Source organism: Telluria sp. LT2P80 (assembly GCF_059685955.1).
Map to the genome: position 1 here is coordinate 472,541 of NZ_JCASIO010000001.1, position 19,146 is coordinate 491,686.

The window sequence follows — 19,146 nt, forward strand, 5'->3', positions numbered from 1 at the left end:
CCAATCAGATATTGCCCTACGGATTTATTGGCTCTAGACTCAAGTTGTGCCGCGCGGAAATAGTTTCGTAAGGCAGCGTCTCCAGAGTCAGCCATGTCGAACATCCACGCCATCCGCACCCTGATTTCCGCCTCGATTCTCTCGCTGGCCATGCTGCCCGCAGTCGGCTTCTCACAGGAACTGCCGGCATCCAGGCCCGTCACCAGCACGCTTGACTACCGGATGAACGAGCGCGTTATCCAGGTACCGGCCGGGCCAGATGACGTGCTGCTCGAAACCACGGTGTTCCAGCCCGATGGCGCCGGCCCCTTCCCCCTGATCGTCATCAACCACGGCAAAGATGCGGGCCGCCCGAGCCTGCAGTCGCGCGACCGCTTCTATCATATGGCGTCCGTGTTCGTGAAGCGTGGCTACGCGGTGATGGTGCCGATGCGCCAGGGCTTTTCCAAGTCGGGCGGGCGCTACCGCGATCGCGGCTGCGACATGACGGCCAATGGCTATACCCAGGCCGAAGACATCCGGGCCACCCTCGCCTACGCACGCCAGCAACCGTGGATCGACGGCGCGCGCATGATCGTGGCCGGCCAATCATACGGCGGGCTGGCCGCCATCGCGCTGGGCACCGAAGCGCTCCCGGGTGTGCGCGGCCTGATCAATTTTGCGGGCGGCTTGCGCGACGACAGCAACCGCTGCGCCTGGCGCTCGCAGCTGGTGGCGGCCTTTGCCGACTACGGCGCCAAAGCGAAGGTCCCGAGCCTGTGGATGTACGGCCAGAACGATTCGCTGTTCGGCCCGGAGCTGGCCAGCCGCATGTACGCCGCCTATGCCGCGGCCGGCGGCCGTGGCCGCCTGGTCGAATTCCCCGCCTTCAAGCGCGACGCCCACGGCATGCTGGCCAGCCGCGACGGCGAAAAAGTCTGGCTGCAGGATACCGAACAGTTCCTGCGCGAGATCGGCATGCCGACCGCCGTCGTGGTCAACGTCCCTGCCCCGCCCACGCCGGCGCGCACCGATTACGCGCAGGTCGACGATATCGCCGCCGTACCGTTCCTGTCCGAGACCGGCCGCCGCGCCTACCGCGACTACCTGACCAAGATGACGCCGCGCGCGTTTGCCGTGTCGGCCAGCGGCGGCTGGACCTGGGCCGAAGAAGGCGAAGATCCGGACGGGCGCGCACTGGCAACCTGTTCGGCAAAAAGCAAGGAGCCGTGCCGGCTGTATTCGGTCGACGACTATGTGGTCTGGCATGACGAGCGTATCGACCGGGCCGAGAAAGCGGGAGCCACGGCGGCGCTGATGCCGGCGCCGAACCCGATGGCCGAATCCGATCCGACGACGTCGGTGGGTAGTACGACCGCGCGCTGATCGCGCAGGCTTGTCAAGCGGCCTGCGCAGTTCTTCCTGCACGAGTTCGCTTTACTGTGCGTCGGGTCGATCCAGCGCAAACCGCCGACCAGTGATGCATCAGACAATGCGGCTGTCGCATTGTCCGGAGCATACCAATGGTTCGCCTCGTCCACGCCTGCGCTGCCGCGCTCCTCGTTTTCGCCATCGGCGTGCTGGCCGCGCCCGTCGCCCATGGCGCGAACAACGATCCCGTCGTGCTGGTACACGGCTTTCTGGGCTTCGGCCCCGACGAGTTCCAGAAGAGCGGCTTCAATTACTGGGGCGGCTATGGCGATATCGCCGCGCACATGCAGGTCTACCGCGGCCCGCACGCGGTGGTTGCCGCCGCCGTCAGCCCGATCGCGTCGAACTGGGACCGCGCCGCCGAGCTGTATGCGCAAATCAAGGGCGGCTGCGTCGACTACGGCAAGGCGCACGTCGCAGCACAGGGCGTGCCCGGTCAGATGCAAAAGCCGCCCGGCAAATGCTGGGCCGCCGATCCACGCGACAATCCGCACGCCTACCCGCCGGCGCTGTACCCGCGATGGGGCCGTGACCATCCGATCCACATGATCGGCCACAGCCAGGGTGGCACGACCATCCGCGCCCTGATCCAGCTGCTGGAGCATGGCGCAATGACGGATGAAGGCGACGGCGCGCTGTTCAAGGGCGGCAAGACGGGCTGGATCCGCAGCGCGACGACGATCTCGGCGCCCCACAATGGCACCACGCTCAGTGACGCGGTCCTGAATATCCTGCCCAATGTGCCCATCGTGCTGCGCGACATCCTGCGTAACCGAGCGGCCAGCTGGGAACTCGCGCCGGACGGCGCCCGCGAATTCAACCGGTGGGCGCTGACCTCATCCAATGTCTACTATTTTTCAGTGGGCACGGTGGCCACCGCCAGCGGCAGCTGGTGCTGCAACGGCACCGACCGCGCGATCGCACCGATCCAGACGACGGCGTTCCAGTACGCGCGCGCCGACATGATGCCCTACTTCAAATCGTTCGCCGGCGAGTGGATCGTGCCCTCGGCCGCCCAACGCGGCATGGGCAGCTACACCGTCAATGTGCCAAACCGGGTGCGTATCGACAGCGACTGGTTCCCGAGCGATGGCGTCGTCAACACCGTCAGCATGCGCGCACCTGGCGGGCATCCGGTGCGCGACTACAACGGCACGGCGCTGCGCGGAACATGGAACTTTCTCGGCAACTACCCGGGATACGACCACTTCGATATCCTGAACTGGCCCAATCAAGGGCCATCGGCCGATCCGCTGTACGACCGGATCAGCGACATCCTCTTTGCGCTGTAGCTCACGATGACAACACCTCGTGGGGCCGGTGGATGCGCACGATCTGCAAGCCGTCGGGCTGGTCCACCAGCATGCACAGCTTGCCAGTGCGCTTGCAATGGTCCTGCACACGCCAGTAGTCGCCATGGCTCATGCAACCGGTCTGGCAGATCACCAGGTCGGCGGCTTGCAAGCTCGCTTCCAGTTCAGCCGCCAATCCGGCCGGCGTGTGCGCCAAATGATCCGCGCTGCCCGCCTGCCCGGCCAGCTCACGGCGCTGCAGCGTGCGCATCAGCGCATGCACGCGCGTCTGCAACGCGGCCACTTGCCGGCCCAACGCAACGCGCCGGCCGAGGCCCGGCAGCGCCGCATCGAGGGCCGCGCGGTCTTCGCGTTCCCACGCCAGCGCCGTTGCAGCACGAATCGTCGCGCCCCGCGCACGGATCAACTGCGCCTCCATGGCGGCGATGCGCGCGGCCTGTTCCTGCAGCAGCACACTGCAGCGCGCCTGCGCGTCGGCATGTGCACGTAGCAACGTCACGTGTTCACCAGCCAAGCCGTCGGCTTCCCGATATATGGCCATCTGCGCCTCCTGTTCCTGAACCAGAACCCATCTTAGATGAGAACGATTCTCATTTCAAGAGCGCGTCGAAGGGGGGACAAATCGACACATCGTGACGTGAGAACAAACTTTCACGATACAATATGGCCCTGCTCACCTGTGCGTTACCCCGACGGCCCATGACCCAGGCATCTCCCGACCAACTCGACATTTCCAGCTGCGCCAGCGAGCCCATCCGCACGCCTGGCGGTATCCAGCCCCACGGCTTCATGCTGACGCTATCGCCTGCACTCGACGTGTTGCAGGCCAGCGCCAACCTGCTCCCGCTGGCCGGTCTGGCGGCCGAAGCGGCGATCGGCCTGCCATTGGCAGCCGTCATCGGCAAGGCCTGTGGCGAGCGCATGGCGCGCGAACTGGCCACCGACAAGCTTGGCCAGCGCCCGATGTATCTGGGCACCGTCACGCTTGGCAACGACCGCCATTTCGATGTGATGGGCCATGTCTGGGACGGCCTGGTGATCGCCGAGTTCGAAGCTGTCGATCGCGCCGAGCCCGCCGATTTTCGGCATCTGTATCCGCTCATTACCGACTTTCTCGCCAAGGTCGGCGAACACGCATCGATCCCTGCGCTGACCGAGCTGGCGGCCCACCATATACGTTCCGTTACCGGCTACGGCCGCGTGATGGTGTACCGGTTCGACCCCGATGGCCACGGCCGCGTGGTGGCCGAAGCCAAAGCGCCCGACTACGACTCGTATCTGAATCAATCGTTTCCGGCCAGCGACATTCCATCCCAGGCGCGCGAGCTGTACCTGAGCTCGCCGATCCGCGTCATCCAGAATGCCGACTACGATGCCTCACCGCTGGTACCTGAGGTCAATCCCGCCACGGGCGCCCGTAACGACCTGACCTACGCGGCGCTGCGCAGCGTCTCACCCGTGCACCTGCAATACATGCGCAATATGGGCACGCAGGCCTCGATGTCGGTCTCACTAATCGTCAAGGGCAAGCTATGGGGCCTGATCGGGTGCCACAACGCCGTCCCGTGCGCGGTATCGGTCGAAAAACGCACGGCCTGTGAACAGCTCGGTCAGATCCTCGCGTTGTGCGTCGAGAGCCGCGAAGACAGCGCTGAGCTGCAGTTCCGCCTGGACGTGCGCCGCATCATGGTCGAAATCCTTGGCCGCCTGACCAAAAGCGCCGACTTCATCGACAATCTGCGCGGCGTGTCCGGCGAGCTGCTGCGCTTTGCCCGCGCCGGCGGCGTGGCCATCGTGGCAGACGAACGTATCATCACTTACGGCGATACGCCGGACGACGCCACCATTCGCGACCTGTCGACCTGGCTTGCCGTGCATGGCCACACCGAGGTATTCCACACCGACGAGCTCGCCGCCGTGTACCCGCCGGCCAGCGCCTTTCTCCACAATGCCAGCGGCCTGCTGGCGCTGCCGATCTCGCGCATCCACCAGCACTATCTGCTGTGGTTCCGCCCTGAAATGATCCAGACCGTGGAATGGGCTGGCAATCCATACGAGAAGGAAGCCGCGCCTGGTGCGCCGAGCCGGTTATCGCCGCGTCAGAGCTTCGCCACCTGGCGCGAAACCATCCATGGCCACAGCCTGCCGTGGCACGCCGCCGAAATCGAGATGACCACCGAGTTCCGCACGGCGCTGCTGGGCATTGCGCTCGAGCGCGCCGAGCAAATGGCCGAACTGGCCGAAGAGCTGGGCCGCGCCAACAAGGAACTCGAAGCGTTTTCGTACTCGGTCTCGCATGACCTGCGCGCGCCGCTGCGCCACATCGCCGGCTTTTCCGATCTGCTGCTCGAATCGGCCGGCAGCGAAGACGTGGCCCTGCGCCAGCGCTTTTTGAAGAACATCAAGGAATCGGCGCGCCTGGCCGGCAAGCTGGTCGACGATCTGCTGTCGTTCTCGCAGATGGGCCGCGCCGCGCTGCGCCCCACCAGCATCGACATGACCGACCTGGTGTCCGGCTGCATCGACAAGCTGGGCATCGAAATCGGCCAGCGCCGCGTCGACTGGCACATCGACCGCCTGCCGGTCGTGCAGGGCGACCCGAGTTTCCTGCATCTGGCGATGTTCAACCTGCTGTCCAACGCCGTCAAGTTCACCAACGGACGCGACCCGGCCGTGATCCGGATCTGGGCCGAGGATGCCGGCGACGACATCGCGTTCCATGTGGCCGACAACGGCGCCGGCTTCAACCGCGACTACGTGCACAAGCTGTTCGGCGTGTTCCAGCGCCTGCACCGCATGGAAGATTTCCAGGGCACCGGCATCGGCCTGGCCAACGTGCGCCGCATCATCGAACGCCACAATGGCCGCGTCTGGGCCGACTCGATCCTGGGCGAAGGTGCAACGTTCTCCTTCACCCTCCCCAAACAAGCCATCACAGAACAAGGCACCCATGCTTAAGCCCATCCTCCTGGTAGAAGACAATCCCCACGACCTGGAGCTCACCCTCATCGCCCTGTCGAAGAGCCAGCTGGCCAACGAAGTCGTGGTCGCACGCGACGGCGCCGAAGCGCTCGACTATCTGCACCGGCGCGGCGAATTCGACGGCCGCCAGCTCGGCAATCCGGCCGTGATCCTGCTCGACCTGAAATTGCCGAAGGTCGATGGACTCGAAGTGCTCAAGGAAATCCGCACCACCGCCGAACTGCGGTCAGTGCCGGTGGTGATGCTGACGTCGTCCAAGGAAGAACAGGACGTGATCCGCAGCTACGAGCTGGGTGTGAATGCGTATGTGGTCAAGCCGGTTGATTTTAATGAATTCGTGCGCGCGATTGCCGACCTGGGAATCTTCTGGGCGGTGCTCAACGAGCCGCCGCCAGGCTCGCACCGTTACATCAAGCCGAAGTGACTGGCCGTTTGCGGCTTGCCTGAGGCGCGCCGCGAACGACGCAGTAGATGACGGATGCGCGCACTGAGCGCATCCGGATGGTAGGGTTTCTGCAGCAGGTGGACCGAGGCGTCCAGCTTGCCTTCGTGGGTCAGCACGCCTTCGGCATACCCCGACGTATACAGCACTTCGCACTCCGGCAAGTGGCGCCGCACGATCTCGCCCAGTTGCAGGCTCGACAGCGGTCCCGGCATGATCACATCGGTAAACACCAGGTCGATATGCCGGCCCTCCTCCACCAGCGCCGCCGCGCTGGCCGCATCGCGCGCTTCCAGCACCTCGTAGCCCAGCGCCGACAGGATGCCGCAGGTCGATGAGCGCACGTCGTCTTCGTCTTCGACCACCAGAATGGTTTCCAGGCCGCCCGTCAGCGACGGGTGCACGGCTGCCTCTGCTTGCTCGGCCGGGATCGCGGTGCTGCGTGGCAGATAGATGCGCACGCTGCTGCCCTTGCCCGGCTCGCTGCGCAGCACGATTTCGCCACCCGACTGCTTGACGAAACCATACGCCATCGACAGCCCCAGGCCCGTGCCCTGGCCCGTCGGCTTGGTGGTGAAGAACGGCTCGAACGCCCGGCGCAGCACGTCGGGCGGCATGCCCTTGCCCGTATCGGCGATCTCGAGCATCACGTAATCGTTGTGTGGCACGTCGGGCGGCAAATCGTCGTCGGCCGCAGCGTTGATGGCGCGGATGGTCAGCGTGCCGCCATCGGGCATCGCGTCGCGCGCATTGATGACCAGGTTCAGCAGCACGTTGTTGAGCTGGTTGGGATCGACCATGGTGCTGCCCAGTTCGGGCGCGACCTCGGTCTCGACCCGGGTACCGGCGCCAAGAACACGGCGCGCCATATCGTCGAGCTCGCGCACCAGGTGGGTCGGATCGATGACGACCGACTGCAGCGGCTGACGCCGTGCAAAGGCCAGCAGGTGCGCGGCCAGCTTGGCGCCGCGCTCGACGCCCGACAGCGCCATCTCTACTCGTGTACGCGCAGCATCGTTCAGGTTGCCTACCATCTTCAGCAATTGCAGATTGCCGCCGATGATTTGCAGGACATTATTGAAATCGTGGGCCACGCCGCCCGTGAGCTGGCCGATCGCTTCCATTTTTTGCGCCTGGTGCAGCGCCAGCTGGCTCGCTGCCAGTTGCTCCTGGCTCAGGCGCAGCGATGCGAAGGCTTCATCGCGCTCGCGCCGCGCAACGCAGGCGCCGCTGTGATACCGCACACGCGCCACGAGCTCACGGGGATCGGGCCACTTGACCATGTAGTCGTTGGCGCCGATGGCAAAGGCCTTGGCCTTGGTGTCGGGGTCGTCTTCGGAAGAAAGCAGGATGACCGGCACGTCATGCGTGTCGGGATGCGCGCGCAGCATGGCAATCACGTCAAATCCATCGAGACCGCCAGGCATGCGCAAATCGACGATCACCACCGTCGCAGCGACATCGCGCGCGACCTCGACGGCTCGGGCGGGGCTGGACTCGTAACGGAGCTGATGACCGACACAGCTTTTGAGGCCATGGGCGATGATGTCCTGGGCAAACGACTCATCGTCGATCAACAGCACGGAACAAACGGTGGAGTTGTCTTCGATCATTGCAAACTGCGTCACTTTCAGGGCTGGAGGGGTAACGTGCTGCGCGAGAATTCAGGGTTAATTCTACACTAATACCATTTAACAAGGGTTCGTCCCGCTTGGTATCATTCTGGCAAACACGGGTCAAGACTTGTGCGGTAAAAAATTGCCCTGCATATGGCGCGCATGCCACATCACCAAGCCACGACCACGCCCGATGACCCCTGCCCACTATGCGGACGGCCGCTGGGAACGGAGCACGTCGACCGCCATCACCTGATCCCGAAGACGTTCAAGGGGCGCGACCAGTACCCGATCCACAAGATCTGCCATCGTAAAATCCACTCGGCGTTCACCGAGCGCGAACTGCTGCAGACCTATCACACGTGGGAATCGTTGCGCGGGCATGCGGATATCGCGGCGTTCATCGCGTGGGTGGCGAAGAAGCCGGCTGGGTTTTATACGCGCACGTACACCGCGAACAAGAAGAAGGGGCGCTGACGGAGTAACCGGCGCCGGAAATGCAAAAAGGGCCGCATTCGCATGCGGCCCTTCTCTTGTTCTGGCTCCCCGACCTGGACTCGAACCAGGGACCTGCGGATTAACAGTCCGTCGCTCTACCAACTGAGCTATCAGGGAATTGAGGCAATATTATAGCCGGGCATTTGCGGTTTGACCAGAGCAGTGTGTGAATCGGCTGGCCGGCCGCTGACAAAGGGCGCTTTTGATATAGTCAACTTCCCACCACACTCCTTGATCCCCGAACGACCATGACCATTTCCCGCACCCTCGGCACCCCACTCTCTCCTTCCGCAACCCGCGTCATGCTGCTCGGCTCGGGCGAACTGGGCAAGGAAGTGATCATCTCGCTGCAACGCCTGGGCGTCGAGGTGATCGCCGTCGACCGCTATCCAAACGCGCCGGGCCACCAGGTCGCGCACCGCGCGCATGTGATCGACATGACCGATGGCGCGGCGCTCGAAGCGCTGATCGCGCAGGAGCGCCCTCACCTCGTGGTGCCGGAAATCGAAGCGATCGCCACCGACAAGCTGGCCGAACTGGAAGCGGCCGGCGTCATCACCTGCATCCCGACTGCACGCGCAGCGCAACTGACAATGAACCGCGAAGGCATCCGCCGCCTGGCCGCCGAAGAACTGGGCCTGGCCACGTCGCCCTACCAGTTTGCCAGCAGCCTGGACGAACTGCAGGATGCCTGCGCTGCCGTGGGCTTTCCGTGCGTGGTCAAGCCGGTGATGTCGTCGTCGGGCAAGGGCCAGTCGAAGCTCGATAGCGCGGATGATGTGGCCGCGGCCTGGGCCTACGCTGCCAGTGGCGGACGGGTTGACGCGGGGCGCGTGATTGCCGAAGGCTTCATCGACTTCGATTATGAAATCACGCTGCTGACGGTGCGCTCGCTGGGCGCGGATGGCGAGGTCGTAACGAGCTTCTGCGATCCGATCGGGCACAAGCAGGTCCAGGGCGACTACGTCGAATCGTGGCAGCCGCATCCGATGCAGCCGCTGGCACTGGAACGTTCGCGCGAGATCGCCGCCAAGGTCACAGGCAATCTGGGCGGGCTGGGCGTGTTCGGCGTCGAACTGTTCGTCAAGGGCGACATGGTGTGGTTCTCGGAAGTGAGCCCGCGCCCACATGACACGGGCATGGTGACGATGGCCAGCCAGGTGCAGAGCGAGTTCGAACTGCATGCGAAGGCGATTCTCGGCCTGCCAGTGAACGTGGCCCTGCGCGCACCGGGCGCATCGGCCGTGATCTACGGTCAGCTCGATGAAACGGGTATTGCGTTCGAGGGCGTGGCCGAGGCGCTGCAGGTACCGGGCGCCGATGTGCGCCTGTTTGGCAAGCCGGAGTCGTTTGCACGCCGGCGCATGGGCGTGGCGTTAGCCACGGCGGACGACATCGCCACGGCGCGTGAACGTGCGCTGGCGGCAGCGGCGAAGGTCAAGCCGGTGTCGTGCAAATAAGCCGATCTAGCCCCAATACAAAAAGGGCCGCATTTGCATGCGGCCCTTCGTATTCTGGCTCCCCGACCTGGACTCGAACCAGGGACCTGCGGATTAACAGTCCGTCGCTCTACCAACTGAGCTATCAGGGAATTGAGGCCGCATTATACCTGCTGGTGTCGATTTCGCAAATTTTTCGACAAGAAAATCTAGCGAGCGATCCGCGCCAGCAAGCGTTTGAGCGTATCGATCACCAGTTCCGGCTCGGACAACTGCGGAAAATGCGCACTGCGCTCGGCCACGACCCGCTCGCCCAACGGCGACAAGGCTGCCAGCGCCAGCTGCGAACGTTCGCGCTCACGCACCAGTGCTGCCGGCACCAGCCATCTCGGCAGGCGCTTCGTACCCGACAGCACCGTCACCGGCACTGGCGGGAACGCCGGCGCCTCGAGGATATCCCTGACGGTCTCGCGCTCGTTGCGGAGCTCGTCGAACGCATCGCGCGGCGACACGCGATCCAGCAGCTTGACGAAGCCCCGCTGCAGCGCCGACTGGTGCTGCTTCAGATTGTCGACATCCTGCGGCGCCGTCGCCTCGATGAACAGCACGCCTGCCACCTCATCGGCGAACTCCCGCGCGAACAGGTTGGCGTGCAGGCCGCCAAACGAATGTGCCACCAGCACGAACGGCGGCGGCACCTTGGCGAACTGCAGCAACAGGCGCAGCTGCGCGACGACGGTCTCGCCATACTGCGCTTCGGTCGGCTTCGGACTGCCGCCCGTACCCGGCCGGTCGTAGCTGAACACGGTGCCCAGCGCCTCGATCTCGGGATACAGCTTGAACCAGCCATCGAGCGGGCCGCCGGCGCCGCCAATCAGCACGATCGACGGACTGCCCTGCCCGGCTCGCGCGAAGCGGAACATCTGCCCTTCGATCAGGGTGGCGTGGCTCTTGAGTGGTTGCTTCACGCGAACTCTCCAAAAAGACGACATAACGCCGCATAACGAAAAAGGCCGCATCCTTCGATGCGGCCTTCTTGTATTCTGGCTCCCCGACCTGGACTCGAACCAGGGACCTGCGGATTAACAGTCCGTCGCTCTACCAACTGAGCTATCAGGGAATTGAAGCTGGCATTATATGGTTCATGAAACGTTTCTGTCAAATCAGAACAGGCGTTTCGCTTTCCATCTGCTGCTGCTCTCTTGCGCGCTTGCAGCGATCAAGAGAGCCAGGATTTTAGAGAACTTTGGCGATGGCGTCAACGACGCGATCGATGTTCGTCGAATTGAGCGCCGCCACGCAGATGCGGCCCGTGTCCACGGCGTAGATCGATTCGTCGCGCAGCTTGCCCACTTGCTCCTTGGTCAGGCCCGAGTACGAGAACATGCCGACCTGCTGGCGCACGAATTCGAAGTCATGGCCAGGGGCCTTGGCCTTGAGCTTCTCGACCATCGCGCCGCGCATCTCGCGGATGCGCACGCGCATGCCGGCCAGTTCTTCTTCCCACAGCTTGCGCAGCTCAGGCGTTGCCAGCACGGTGGCGACGACCTTGCCGCCATGCGTTGGCGGGTTCGAGTAGTTGGTGCGCACGACGCGCTTGAGTTGCGACAGCACGCGCGTGGCTTCTTCGCTCGTGGTGGCCACGATCGACAGCGCGCCGACGCGCTCGCCGTACAGCGAGAACGATTTGGAGAACGAGTTCGACACCAGCATTGCCATGCCGGTTGCAGCGAAGCGACGCACGACGGCGCCGTCTTCATCGATGCCGTTGGCGAAGCCCTGGTACGCCATGTCGAGGAATGGCACGAGGTTGCCGGCCTGGACGGCGGCAATCACCTGATCCCACTGGTCTTGCGTCAGGTCGGCGCCGGTCGGGTTGTGGCAGCACGCGTGCAAGACGACGATGGCGCCGGCCGGCATGGCTTTCAGTGCGGCCAGCATGCCTTCGAAGTTCACGCCGCGGGTGGCTGCATCGTAATACGCGTAATTGTGGACGGTGAAACCGGCGCTTTCGAACAGCGCGCGGTGGTTTTCCCAGCTCGGATCGCTGATATACACGTCGGACGCTGGCAGGAAGCGCTTGAGGAAGTCGGCGCCGATCTTGAGCGCGCCGGTGCCGCCAATGGCTTGCACGGTCAGCGCGCGCTTCTCTTGAATTACGGGGCTGTCGGCACCAAATACCAGCTCTTGCACCGCTTTGTCGTACGCTGCCAGACCTTCGATCGGCAGGTAGGTTCGCGGCGTTGGCTGCTCCATCAGTTTCGCTTCCGCTTTCTGCACGCACTCGAGCAGCGGCACTTTGCCCTTGTCGTCATAATAGACACCCACGCCGAGGTTGATTTTCGCGGTGTTCGTGTCGGCGTTGAAGGCTTCGGTGATGCCCAGGATCGGGTCGCGTGGGGCCATTTCAATGGCACTGAACAGGCTGGCGGAGGCAGTGGAAGTCATCTGATAAACTCGGTTTTGTTGGCTGGATTGACAGCGGCGGGGTTTGCAATTGTATAGACAGCGGCCCTTGAACCTGCGGGGCCGCGAGCGGATTCTCATTCTAACAAAGGTCTGTAAGCATGGCTGAATTATCCATCGCAACTTCTCCCGAACCGACCGTCATCACGTTCCCGGATTCGCCGTTCAAACTGCACCAGCCGTTCGAGCCGGCGGGCGACCAGCCCACCGCGATCAAGGGCCTGATGGAAGGTATCGACGACGGCCTGATGTACCAGACGCTGCTGGGCGTCACCGGCTCCGGCAAGACCTACACGATGGCCAACGTGATCGCGCAGGCCGGCCGGCCGGCGATCATTTTTGCGCCGAATAAAACGCTGGCGGCCCAGTTGTATTCGGAGTTCCGCGAATTCTTCCCGCAAAACGCGGTCGAGTATTTCGTCTCGTACTACGATTATTACCAGCCCGAAGCCTACGTGCCGCAGCGCGACCTGTTCATCGAAAAGGACTCGTCGATCAACGAGCACATCGAGCAGATGCGCCTGTCGTGCACCAAGTCGCTGATGGAGCGGCGCGACGTCGTCATCGTCGCCACCGTCTCGGCGATCTACGGTATCGGTAATCCCAACGAATACCACAAGATGATTCTGACGCTGCGCCACAAGGACAAAGTGGCCCAGCGCGACATCATCGCGCGCCTGATCCAGATGCAGTACACGCGCAACGAGATGGATTTCTCGCGCGGCTCGTTCCGCGTGCGTGGTGACACGATCGACATCTTCCCGGCCGAGCACGCCGAGCTGGCAATCCGCGTCGAGATGTTCGACGACGAGATCGAATCGCTGCAACTGTTTGATCCCCTGACGGGCCGTGTGCGCCAGAAAATCCCGCGCTTTACCGTGTATCCGGGTTCGCACTACGTCACGCCGCGCTCGACCGTGCTGCGTGCGGTCGAGTCGATCAAGGCCGAGCTGCGCGATCGTCTCGAAGAATTCCGCCAGCAGAACAAGCTGATCGAAGAGCAGCGCCTCGAGCAGCGTACCCGCTTCGACCTCGAGATGATGGCCGAGATCGGTTTCACCAAGGGCATCGAGAACTATTCCCGCCACCTGTCCGGCGCGATGCCGGGCGAGCCGCCGCCGACGCTGATCGACTACCTGCCAAAAGACGCGCTGATGTTCATGGACGAGTCGCACGTCATGATCGGCCAGCTCAACGCGATGTACAACGGCGACCGTTCGCGCAAGGAAAACCTGGTCGAGTACGGCTTCCGCCTGCCATCGGCGCTGGATAACCGGCCACTGAAATTCGTTGAGTTCGAAGGCAAGATGCGCCAGACGATTTTCGTCTCGGCCACGCCGGCCGAGTACGAACAGGGCCGCGCCGACAACGTGGTCGAACAGGTGGTGCGCCCGACCGGCCTGGTCGACCCGATGATCATCGTGCGCCCTGCCCTGTCGCAGGTCGACGACCTGATGGGCGAGATCAACGACCGCATTGCCAAGGACGAACGCGTGCTGGTGACGACGCTGACCAAGCGCATGTCCGAGCAGCTCACCGAATACCTGGGCGACCACGGCATCAAGGTGCGCTACCTGCACAGCGATATCGACACGGTCGAGCGCGTGGAAATCCTGCGCGACCTGCGCCTGGGAACCTTTGACGTCCTGGTCGGCATTAACCTGCTGCGCGAGGGCCTCGATTTGCCCGAAGTGTCGCTGGTAGCCGTGCTCGACGCCGACAAGGAAGGTTTCCTGCGCTCCGAACGTTCGCTGATCCAGACGATCGGCCGCGCGGCGCGTAACCTGAACGGCGTGGCGATCCTGTACGCCGACCGCGTCACCGATTCGATGCGCCGCGCCATCGACGAGACCGAACGTCGGCGTGCCAAGCAGATCGCGTTCAACCTCGAGAACAACATCATCCCGAAAGGCGTGCACAAGAAGATCAAGGAAATGATCGACGGCGTGTACAACCCGAATACGGAGCGCGAGGTGCTGCAAGACGCCAAGGAAACGGCGAAGATCGAGTCGATGAGCGAGAAGCAGATCAGCAAGGAGATCAAGCGCCTCGAAAAGCTCATGGTCGATCACGCCAAGAACCTGGAGTTCGAGAAAGCCGCGCAGGTGCGCGACCAGTTGCATGTGCTCAAGCAGCAGGCGTTCGGCGCGCCAGGGGCCGACAACGTCGTCTCGATGCTGGGCAAGTAACGCCAGCGGGGCGTTGCCGGCTTAGCGCTCTACGCTGGCCAGCAACGTCAGCAACCGGTCCAGGTCGGCCGGCTTGACCATATGATGGTCAAAGCCGGCTTGCTGCGCACGCTGCTGATCTTCGGCCTGGCCGTAGCCGGTCAGCGCCACCAGCACGGCCTTCGCCGTCGCGGGCTGTGCACGCAGGCGACGGGCCAGTTCGTGGCCGTCCATATCGGGCAAGCCGATATCGAGCAGCGCCACGTCCGGCGGCTCGCGCAATGCTGTCGCCAGCGCGCTCGCACCATCGAATTCGACCCGGACTTCGTAGCCATTCATCTCCAGCAGCGTGGCCAGCATCTCGGCAGCGTCGATGTTGTCATCGACCACCAGTACGCGCAAGCCCGATGCTTCCATTGCAGGCGCATCCGGCTCCGCAGCTACCACCGGCGCGACTGCTTCCAGCAGCGGCAGAAACACGACGAATTCACTGCCTTCGCCCAACCCGTCGCTGAGCGCATCGACCCGGCCGCCATGCAGCAAGACCAGGCTCTTGACGAGCGCCAGCCCCAGGCCCAGCCCGCCCTGCGAGCGGTCCGGCGTGCGCTCGGCCTGGGTGAACAGGTCGAAAATATATGGCAGCATCGGGGGCTCGATGCCCTGGCCGTTGTCGCGCACGGCGATGCGCACGTCACCACCATCCATGCGCACACTCAGCACGATGCGGCCCCTGGCCGACGTGTACTTGGCGGCATTGTTCAGGATGTTGGACAGCACCTGGATCAGGCGCGTGCGGTCGCCCAGCACGTACAGGCCCGGCTCGATGTCGAGGAACAGTTCATGGTGGCAGCTGTCGAGTATCGGCCGCACCTGCTCCACCGCTTCGTGCACGAGCGGCTCGATCGCTACCGCTTCCTTCGCCATCGTGACCTGCCCGCGCGTGACGCGTGAGACGTCCAGCAAATCGTTGACGAGCGCCGTCATGTGCTCGGCCTGGCGCGCGATGATCGCACTGGCGCGCACGATACCGGGCGCGTCCATCTGGCCGCGCTGCAGCAGTTGCGCAGCGGTGGTGATGGGCGCGAGCGGATTGCGCAGTTCATGCGCAAGCATTGCCAGGAAGTCATCCTTCTGGCGGTTGGCTTCACGCAGCTCGTCTTCGATGCGCTTGCGCACCGTGACGTCGCTGCCTTCCAGGAAAATACCCGTCACCCTACCCTGCTGGTCGCGGATCGGCTGGTAGACAAAATCCAGGAAGCATTCTTCGAGCGGACCGCCCGGCTCGCGCTGCACGCGCAGCGGCACGGCATGGCCGACAAACGGCTGGCCACTGGTATAGACCTGGTCGAGCAGCTCGAAGTAGCCCTGCCCCTGGACCTCGGGCAACGCCTCGCGCACCGGCTTGCCGATCAGATCGCGATGGCCGACCAGCGTCAGGTAGGAACGGTTGGTCAGTTCAAATACATGGTCGGGCCCGCGCAACACGGCAATGATGCCCGGCGCTTCTTCGAACAGGTTGATGAGGCGGCTGTGTTCTTCGTCGCGGTAACGCTGCGCCAGCACTTCGTTGGTGGTCTCGACACAGGTGCAGAACATGCCGGCGACCAGACCATCTTCATGCCGCACGGGCGAATACGAAAAGCGGAACCAGGTTGCTTCATCGTACCCATGGCGGCGCACGGTCAATGGAAAGCGATCCAGGTAAATGGACTCGCCGTCCATCGTACGTTCGACCAGCGGTGCGATGTCGTCCCAGATATCGGGCCACACATCACAAAAACGCAGGCCGAGCGACGCCGGATGCTTGGCGCCCAGGATCACGCTGTAGGCATCGTTGTACAGGAAGCCGAGTTCGTCGCCCCAGGCGACGAACATCGGAAACTTGGAGTCGAGCATCAGTGCAACGGTCGTGCGCAATGCCTGCGGCCAGTCGCGCGGATGCCCGAGTGGCGAAGTAGTCCAGTCGTGTTCGCGCATCAGCGCACGCACCGTGCCGTCGCCGAGGAATAATGACGGTTCTTGCCGCACGTCCGTCGGCGCTCCCACTACCTGATTCATACCCATGATGCTTCGTGTTGATCCGCGCACATCGCGCAAGCGAAGTGTGCCAGATTTGCAGCGCGGCTCACGCACGCCAGCGTGAAACAAGCGTGACGCGAGCGTTACAGCGTGCGCACAAACTCGCGAATACCGCCCAGCAGCATCTCGACCGCCATTGCCGTCAGGATCAGGCCCATCAGGCGCTCGAACGCCGTCATGACCTGCGGACCGAGCTTTTGCTGCAGCTTCTCCGCGCTGAGGAACACGGCCAGCCAGACGATACCGACCGCCGCCAGTGCGGCCACGTGGACCATCGTTTCAGTAAAGCTGGTGGCCGACAGCAGCAGCACGGTGGCCAGCGCCGATGGCCCGGCCAGTGCAGGAATCGCCAGTGGCACGATGAACGGCTCGCCCCCTTCGCTCTTGCCCAGCACGCCATCGGGATGCGGGAAGATCATGCGGATTGCGATCATCAACAGGATCACGGCGCCGCCGATGCGCAGCGCGATTGGGCTCAGGTGCAGTGCTTCCAGGAAGTGCTTGCCAAAGAACATGAACACCAGCAACAGCACGAAAGCAATCGCGCACTCGCGAATCACGATGCGGTTGCGACGCTCGAGCGGGGTGTCTTTCAGGGCGGCCGCGAACAGCGGGACGTTACCGAACGGGTCGGTCACGAGGATGAGCAGAATGAAGGTGGAGAAAAAGCTTTGGGTCATGGCTTGTTATTGTTGGGTTGACCGACTTTGGGACAGACGCAATCTTACCAGAGGGCATGGTTGCATAGACAGCTTCTTGGCGCCCGACTGTGGCATAAAAAAAGCGGGAACAGGCTGCTGCCTGTCCCCGCTTCGACCGCTCGATGAACGAACGGGCTACTTCTCGAACGATTATTTCTCGAACTTTTTCAGCCAGGCCGCCAGCTGATGCGGACGCAGGCCGTCGTACTCTTCGAACGGCTGGTGAATCCATGGGTTGTGCGGCAGATCGTCCAGGAAATAGTCCGGACGAATCGACGACGTACCCTTGACCCAGATGACCGCCGATTTGACTTCGGTGACCTGCGGGTAGTTCTCGGTCAGGTGCTGGCTGACTTTGCGCAGCGTCACGCCCGAGTCGGCCAGATCGTCGACCAGCAGCACGCGGCCGGCCAGTGGACCCTTGGTCATCGTCATGTACTTCGAGATGTCCAGGTCGCCTTGCTTGGTGCCGGCTTCTTCGCGGTACGAGCTGGTCGACAGGATCGCCAGTGGCACGTCGAAGATGCGCGAGAACACGTCGCCCGGGCGCACACCGCCGCGCGCCAGGCACAGGACCTGGTCGAACTTCCAGCCCGATTCATACACTTGCAGCGCCAGGCGCTCGATCAGGCGGTGATATTCGTCCCACGAGACCCACAGGTCTTTTTCCGTCGATACAGGGGAATTCATCTTTTTTAACTCCAGATTTTGTCGTTAGGCCGCGAACGGGTGGCGCAGCACGATCGTTTCTTCGCGGTCAGGACCGGTCGAGACCATGTCGATCGGCACGCCGACCAGTTCTTCGATGCGCTGGATGTAGGCGCGGGCATTGGCCGGCAGCTCTTCAATCGACTTGGCGCCGACGGTGCTTTCGGTCCAGCCTGGCATCTCTTCGTACACTGGCTCGCAGCGGGCTGCGTCTTCAGCGCCGACCGGGAAGATGTCGACCGCGCGGCCGTCGATCTTGTAGCCGGTGCACAGCTTGAGCGACTCGATGCCGTCCAGCACGTCCAGCTTGGTCAGGCACATGCCCGACACGCCGTTGATCTGGACCGAGCGGCGCAGCAGCGCGGCGTCGAACCAGCCGCAGCGACGGGCGCGGCCCGTGACGGTGCCGAACTCGTGGCCCACGCGCGACAGGTGCTCGCCGACGCCAGCGTCGGTTGGCAGTTCGGCCGGGAACGGGCCCGAACCGACGCGGGTGGTGTAGGCCTTGGTGATGCCCAGGATGTAGTGCAGCATGTTCGGACCGACGCCGGCGCCGGCAGCGGCATTGCCGGCCACGCAGTTCGACGAGGTGACGAACGGATAGGTGCCGTGATCGACGTCCAGGAGCGAACCCTGCGCGCCTTCGAACAGCAGCTTGCCACCGGCTTTGTGCGCCGCGTACAGGGCGGACGACACGTCGCCGACCATCGGACGCAGGCGTGGCACGAGGGCCATCGCGTCGTCGAACGTGGTCTGGAAGTCGATCGCTTCGGCGCCCAGGTAGTTCACGAGCACGTGGTTGTGGTAGTCGAGGTTCTCTTTGAGCTTCTCGGCAAAGCGCTCTGCGTTGAGCAGGTCGGCGATGCGGATGGCGCGGCGGGCGACCTTGTCTTCGTAGGCCGGGCCGATGCCCTTGCCCGTGGTGCCGATCTTGTTCTCGCCACGCTTGAGTTCGCGTGCCTTGTCGATGGCGACGTGGTACGGCAGGATGATCGGGCAGGCTTCCGAGATCATCAGGCGCGAGACGACTTCAACGCCGGCCGCGGCCAGCTTGTCGATTTCGCGCATGACGTCCGGCACCGAGACCACGACACCGTTGCCGATGTAGCAGGCGACGCCTTCGCGCATGATGCCCGAAGGGATCAGCTGCAGCGCGGTTTTCTGGCCCTTGATCACCAGGGTGTGACCAGCGTTATGGCCGCCCTGGAAACGCACCACGCCAGCGGCGTGGTCGGTGAGCCAGTCGACGATCTTGCCCTTGCCTTCATCGCCCCACTGGGTGCCGATGACAACGACGTTCTTTGCCACGTTAGTATTTGACATC

The 19,146-nt window shown here is 63.5% G+C and carries 15 protein-coding genes and 3 tRNA genes; 7 read left to right on the forward strand and 11 right to left on the reverse strand.

Annotated features, from left to right (window positions below; genetic code table 11):
• The first annotated feature begins 93 nt into the window (after positions 1–93).
• Positions 94–1,365 carry a dienelactone hydrolase family protein gene (locus tag AC56LW_RS02145; RefSeq protein ID WP_499631194.1) on the forward strand — a complete coding sequence of 424 codons (1,272 nt, stop codon included), beginning with the start codon at positions 94–96 and terminating at the stop codon, positions 1,363–1,365.
• Positions 1,366–1,502: 137 nt separating this feature from the next.
• Entirely contained in the window at positions 1,503–2,702 is a 1,200-nt protein-coding gene (locus AC56LW_RS02150; RefSeq protein ID WP_499631197.1) for an esterase/lipase family protein, read from the forward strand.
• 1 nt (position 2,703) lies between these two features.
• Here the strand turns inward: AC56LW_RS02150 and AC56LW_RS02155 are convergent, their stop codons facing one another.
• Positions 2,704–3,264 carry a DUF2325 domain-containing protein gene (locus AC56LW_RS02155; protein ID WP_499631200.1) on the reverse strand — a complete coding sequence of 187 codons (561 nt, stop codon included), beginning with the start codon at positions 3,262–3,264 and terminating at the stop codon, positions 2,704–2,706.
• Between the two features lie 158 nt (positions 3,265–3,422).
• On the opposite strand from AC56LW_RS02155, the gene AC56LW_RS02160 reads away from it, so the two are divergent.
• Entirely contained in the window at positions 3,423–5,681 is a 2,259-nt protein-coding gene (locus AC56LW_RS02160; RefSeq protein WP_499631202.1) for an ATP-binding protein, read from the forward strand.
• Positions 5,674–6,129: a response regulator gene (locus AC56LW_RS02165; protein ID WP_258835020.1), complete on the forward strand. Its 456-nt coding sequence runs from the start codon at positions 5,674–5,676 to the stop codon at positions 6,127–6,129. Before AC56LW_RS02160 ends, AC56LW_RS02165 begins: the two co-directional genes overlap by 8 nt.
• Here the strand turns inward: AC56LW_RS02165 and AC56LW_RS02170 are convergent.
• On the reverse strand, positions 6,111–7,760 hold the full coding sequence (locus AC56LW_RS02170; protein WP_499631205.1) for a response regulator: 1,650 nt from the start codon (positions 7,758–7,760) through the stop codon (positions 6,111–6,113). The two genes, AC56LW_RS02165 and AC56LW_RS02170, sit on opposite strands and share 19 nt — an antisense overlap.
• Before the next feature lie 165 nt (positions 7,761–7,925).
• Here AC56LW_RS02170 and AC56LW_RS02175 point away from each other — a divergent pair, with 165 nt between their 5' ends.
• Positions 7,926–8,240 carry an HNH endonuclease signature motif containing protein gene (locus AC56LW_RS02175; RefSeq protein WP_332530953.1) on the forward strand — a complete coding sequence of 105 codons (315 nt, stop codon included), beginning with the start codon at positions 7,926–7,928 and terminating at the stop codon, positions 8,238–8,240.
• A gap of 62 nt (positions 8,241–8,302) precedes the next feature.
• On the opposite strand, the gene AC56LW_RS02180 is transcribed toward AC56LW_RS02175, so the two are convergent.
• Positions 8,303–8,378 (reverse strand) — tRNA-Asn (locus AC56LW_RS02180).
• A gap of 131 nt (positions 8,379–8,509) precedes the next feature.
• Between AC56LW_RS02180 and purT the strand changes: the two genes are divergently transcribed.
• Complete coding sequence (gene purT / locus AC56LW_RS02185; RefSeq protein ID WP_499631208.1) at positions 8,510–9,721, forward strand: formate-dependent phosphoribosylglycinamide formyltransferase; 1,212 nt, start codon at positions 8,510–8,512, stop codon at positions 9,719–9,721.
• Between the two features lie 55 nt (positions 9,722–9,776).
• Here purT and AC56LW_RS02190 read toward each other — a convergent pair.
• The 4 genes from AC56LW_RS02190 to AC56LW_RS02205 form a co-directional block, all read right to left on the reverse strand.
• A tRNA-Asn gene (locus tag AC56LW_RS02190) sits at positions 9,777–9,852 on the reverse strand.
• Positions 9,853–9,909: 57 nt separating this feature from the next.
• A complete protein-coding gene (locus AC56LW_RS02195) occupies positions 9,910–10,668 on the reverse strand; it encodes an alpha/beta fold hydrolase (protein ID WP_499631211.1) in 759 nt (252 codons plus the stop codon).
• 76 nt (positions 10,669–10,744) lie between these two features.
• Positions 10,745–10,820 (reverse strand) — tRNA-Asn (locus AC56LW_RS02200).
• A gap of 116 nt (positions 10,821–10,936) precedes the next feature.
• Positions 10,937–12,148, reverse strand: a complete 1,212-nt coding sequence (locus AC56LW_RS02205) for an amino acid aminotransferase (protein ID WP_332530950.1) — start codon at positions 12,146–12,148, stop codon at positions 10,937–10,939.
• 119 nt (positions 12,149–12,267) lie between these two features.
• On the opposite strand from AC56LW_RS02205, the gene uvrB reads away from it, so the two are divergent.
• Positions 12,268–14,355: an excinuclease ABC subunit UvrB gene (gene uvrB, locus AC56LW_RS02210; RefSeq protein ID WP_258835026.1), complete on the forward strand. Its 2,088-nt coding sequence runs from the start codon at positions 12,268–12,270 to the stop codon at positions 14,353–14,355.
• Positions 14,356–14,376: 21 nt separating this feature from the next.
• On the opposite strand, the gene AC56LW_RS02215 is transcribed toward uvrB, so the two are convergent.
• From AC56LW_RS02215 to AC56LW_RS02230, 4 genes are all read right to left on the reverse strand, one after another.
• On the reverse strand, positions 14,377–16,398 hold the full coding sequence (locus AC56LW_RS02215; protein WP_499631217.1) for a hybrid sensor histidine kinase/response regulator: 2,022 nt from the start codon (positions 16,396–16,398) through the stop codon (positions 14,377–14,379).
• Between the two features lie 98 nt (positions 16,399–16,496).
• Positions 16,497–17,093, reverse strand: coding sequence for a MarC family protein (locus AC56LW_RS02220; protein WP_332530948.1), 597 nt, complete (start codon positions 17,091–17,093; stop codon positions 16,497–16,499).
• Between the two features lie 171 nt (positions 17,094–17,264).
• Positions 17,265–17,804 carry a phosphoribosyltransferase gene (locus AC56LW_RS02225; protein WP_332530947.1) on the reverse strand — a complete coding sequence of 180 codons (540 nt, stop codon included), beginning with the start codon at positions 17,802–17,804 and terminating at the stop codon, positions 17,265–17,267.
• Positions 17,805–17,828: 24 nt separating this feature from the next.
• Complete coding sequence (locus AC56LW_RS02230; RefSeq protein WP_499631221.1) at positions 17,829–19,145, reverse strand: adenylosuccinate synthase; 1,317 nt, start codon at positions 19,143–19,145, stop codon at positions 17,829–17,831.
• Position 19,146 lies beyond the last annotated feature (1 nt).

Excerpts from the sequence above, each read along its gene's own strand:
- AC56LW_RS02160 (WP_499631202.1), top strand. The coding sequence starts at position 3,423 with ATGACCCAGGCATCTCCCGACCAACTCGACATTTCCAGCTGCGCCAGC.
- AC56LW_RS02175 (WP_332530953.1), top strand. The coding sequence starts at position 7,926 with ATGCCACATCACCAAGCCACGACCACGCCCGATGACCCCTGCCCACTA.
- AC56LW_RS02230 (WP_499631221.1), bottom strand. The coding sequence starts at position 19,145 with ATGTCAAATACTAACGTGGCAAAGAACGTCGTTGTCATCGGCACCCAG.
- AC56LW_RS02165 (WP_258835020.1), top strand. The coding sequence starts at position 5,674 with ATGCTTAAGCCCATCCTCCTGGTAGAAGACAATCCCCACGACCTGGAG.
- AC56LW_RS02225 (WP_332530947.1), bottom strand. The coding sequence starts at position 17,804 with ATGAATTCCCCTGTATCGACGGAAAAAGACCTGTGGGTCTCGTGGGAC.
- AC56LW_RS02205 (WP_332530950.1), bottom strand. The coding sequence starts at position 12,148 with ATGACTTCCACTGCCTCCGCCAGCCTGTTCAGTGCCATTGAAATGGCC.
- uvrB (WP_258835026.1), top strand. The coding sequence starts at position 12,268 with ATGGCTGAATTATCCATCGCAACTTCTCCCGAACCGACCGTCATCACG.
- AC56LW_RS02170 (WP_499631205.1), bottom strand. The coding sequence starts at position 7,760 with ATGATCGAAGACAACTCCACCGTTTGTTCCGTGCTGTTGATCGACGAT.
- AC56LW_RS02155 (WP_499631200.1), bottom strand. The coding sequence starts at position 3,264 with ATGGCCATATATCGGGAAGCCGACGGCTTGGCTGGTGAACACGTGACG.
- AC56LW_RS02145 (WP_499631194.1), top strand. The coding sequence starts at position 94 with ATGTCGAACATCCACGCCATCCGCACCCTGATTTCCGCCTCGATTCTC.
- AC56LW_RS02215 (WP_499631217.1), bottom strand. The coding sequence starts at position 16,398 with ATGGGTATGAATCAGGTAGTGGGAGCGCCGACGGACGTGCGGCAAGAA.
- AC56LW_RS02220 (WP_332530948.1), bottom strand. The coding sequence starts at position 17,093 with ATGACCCAAAGCTTTTTCTCCACCTTCATTCTGCTCATCCTCGTGACC.
- purT (WP_499631208.1), top strand. The coding sequence starts at position 8,510 with ATGACCATTTCCCGCACCCTCGGCACCCCACTCTCTCCTTCCGCAACC.
- AC56LW_RS02150 (WP_499631197.1), top strand. The coding sequence starts at position 1,503 with ATGGTTCGCCTCGTCCACGCCTGCGCTGCCGCGCTCCTCGTTTTCGCC.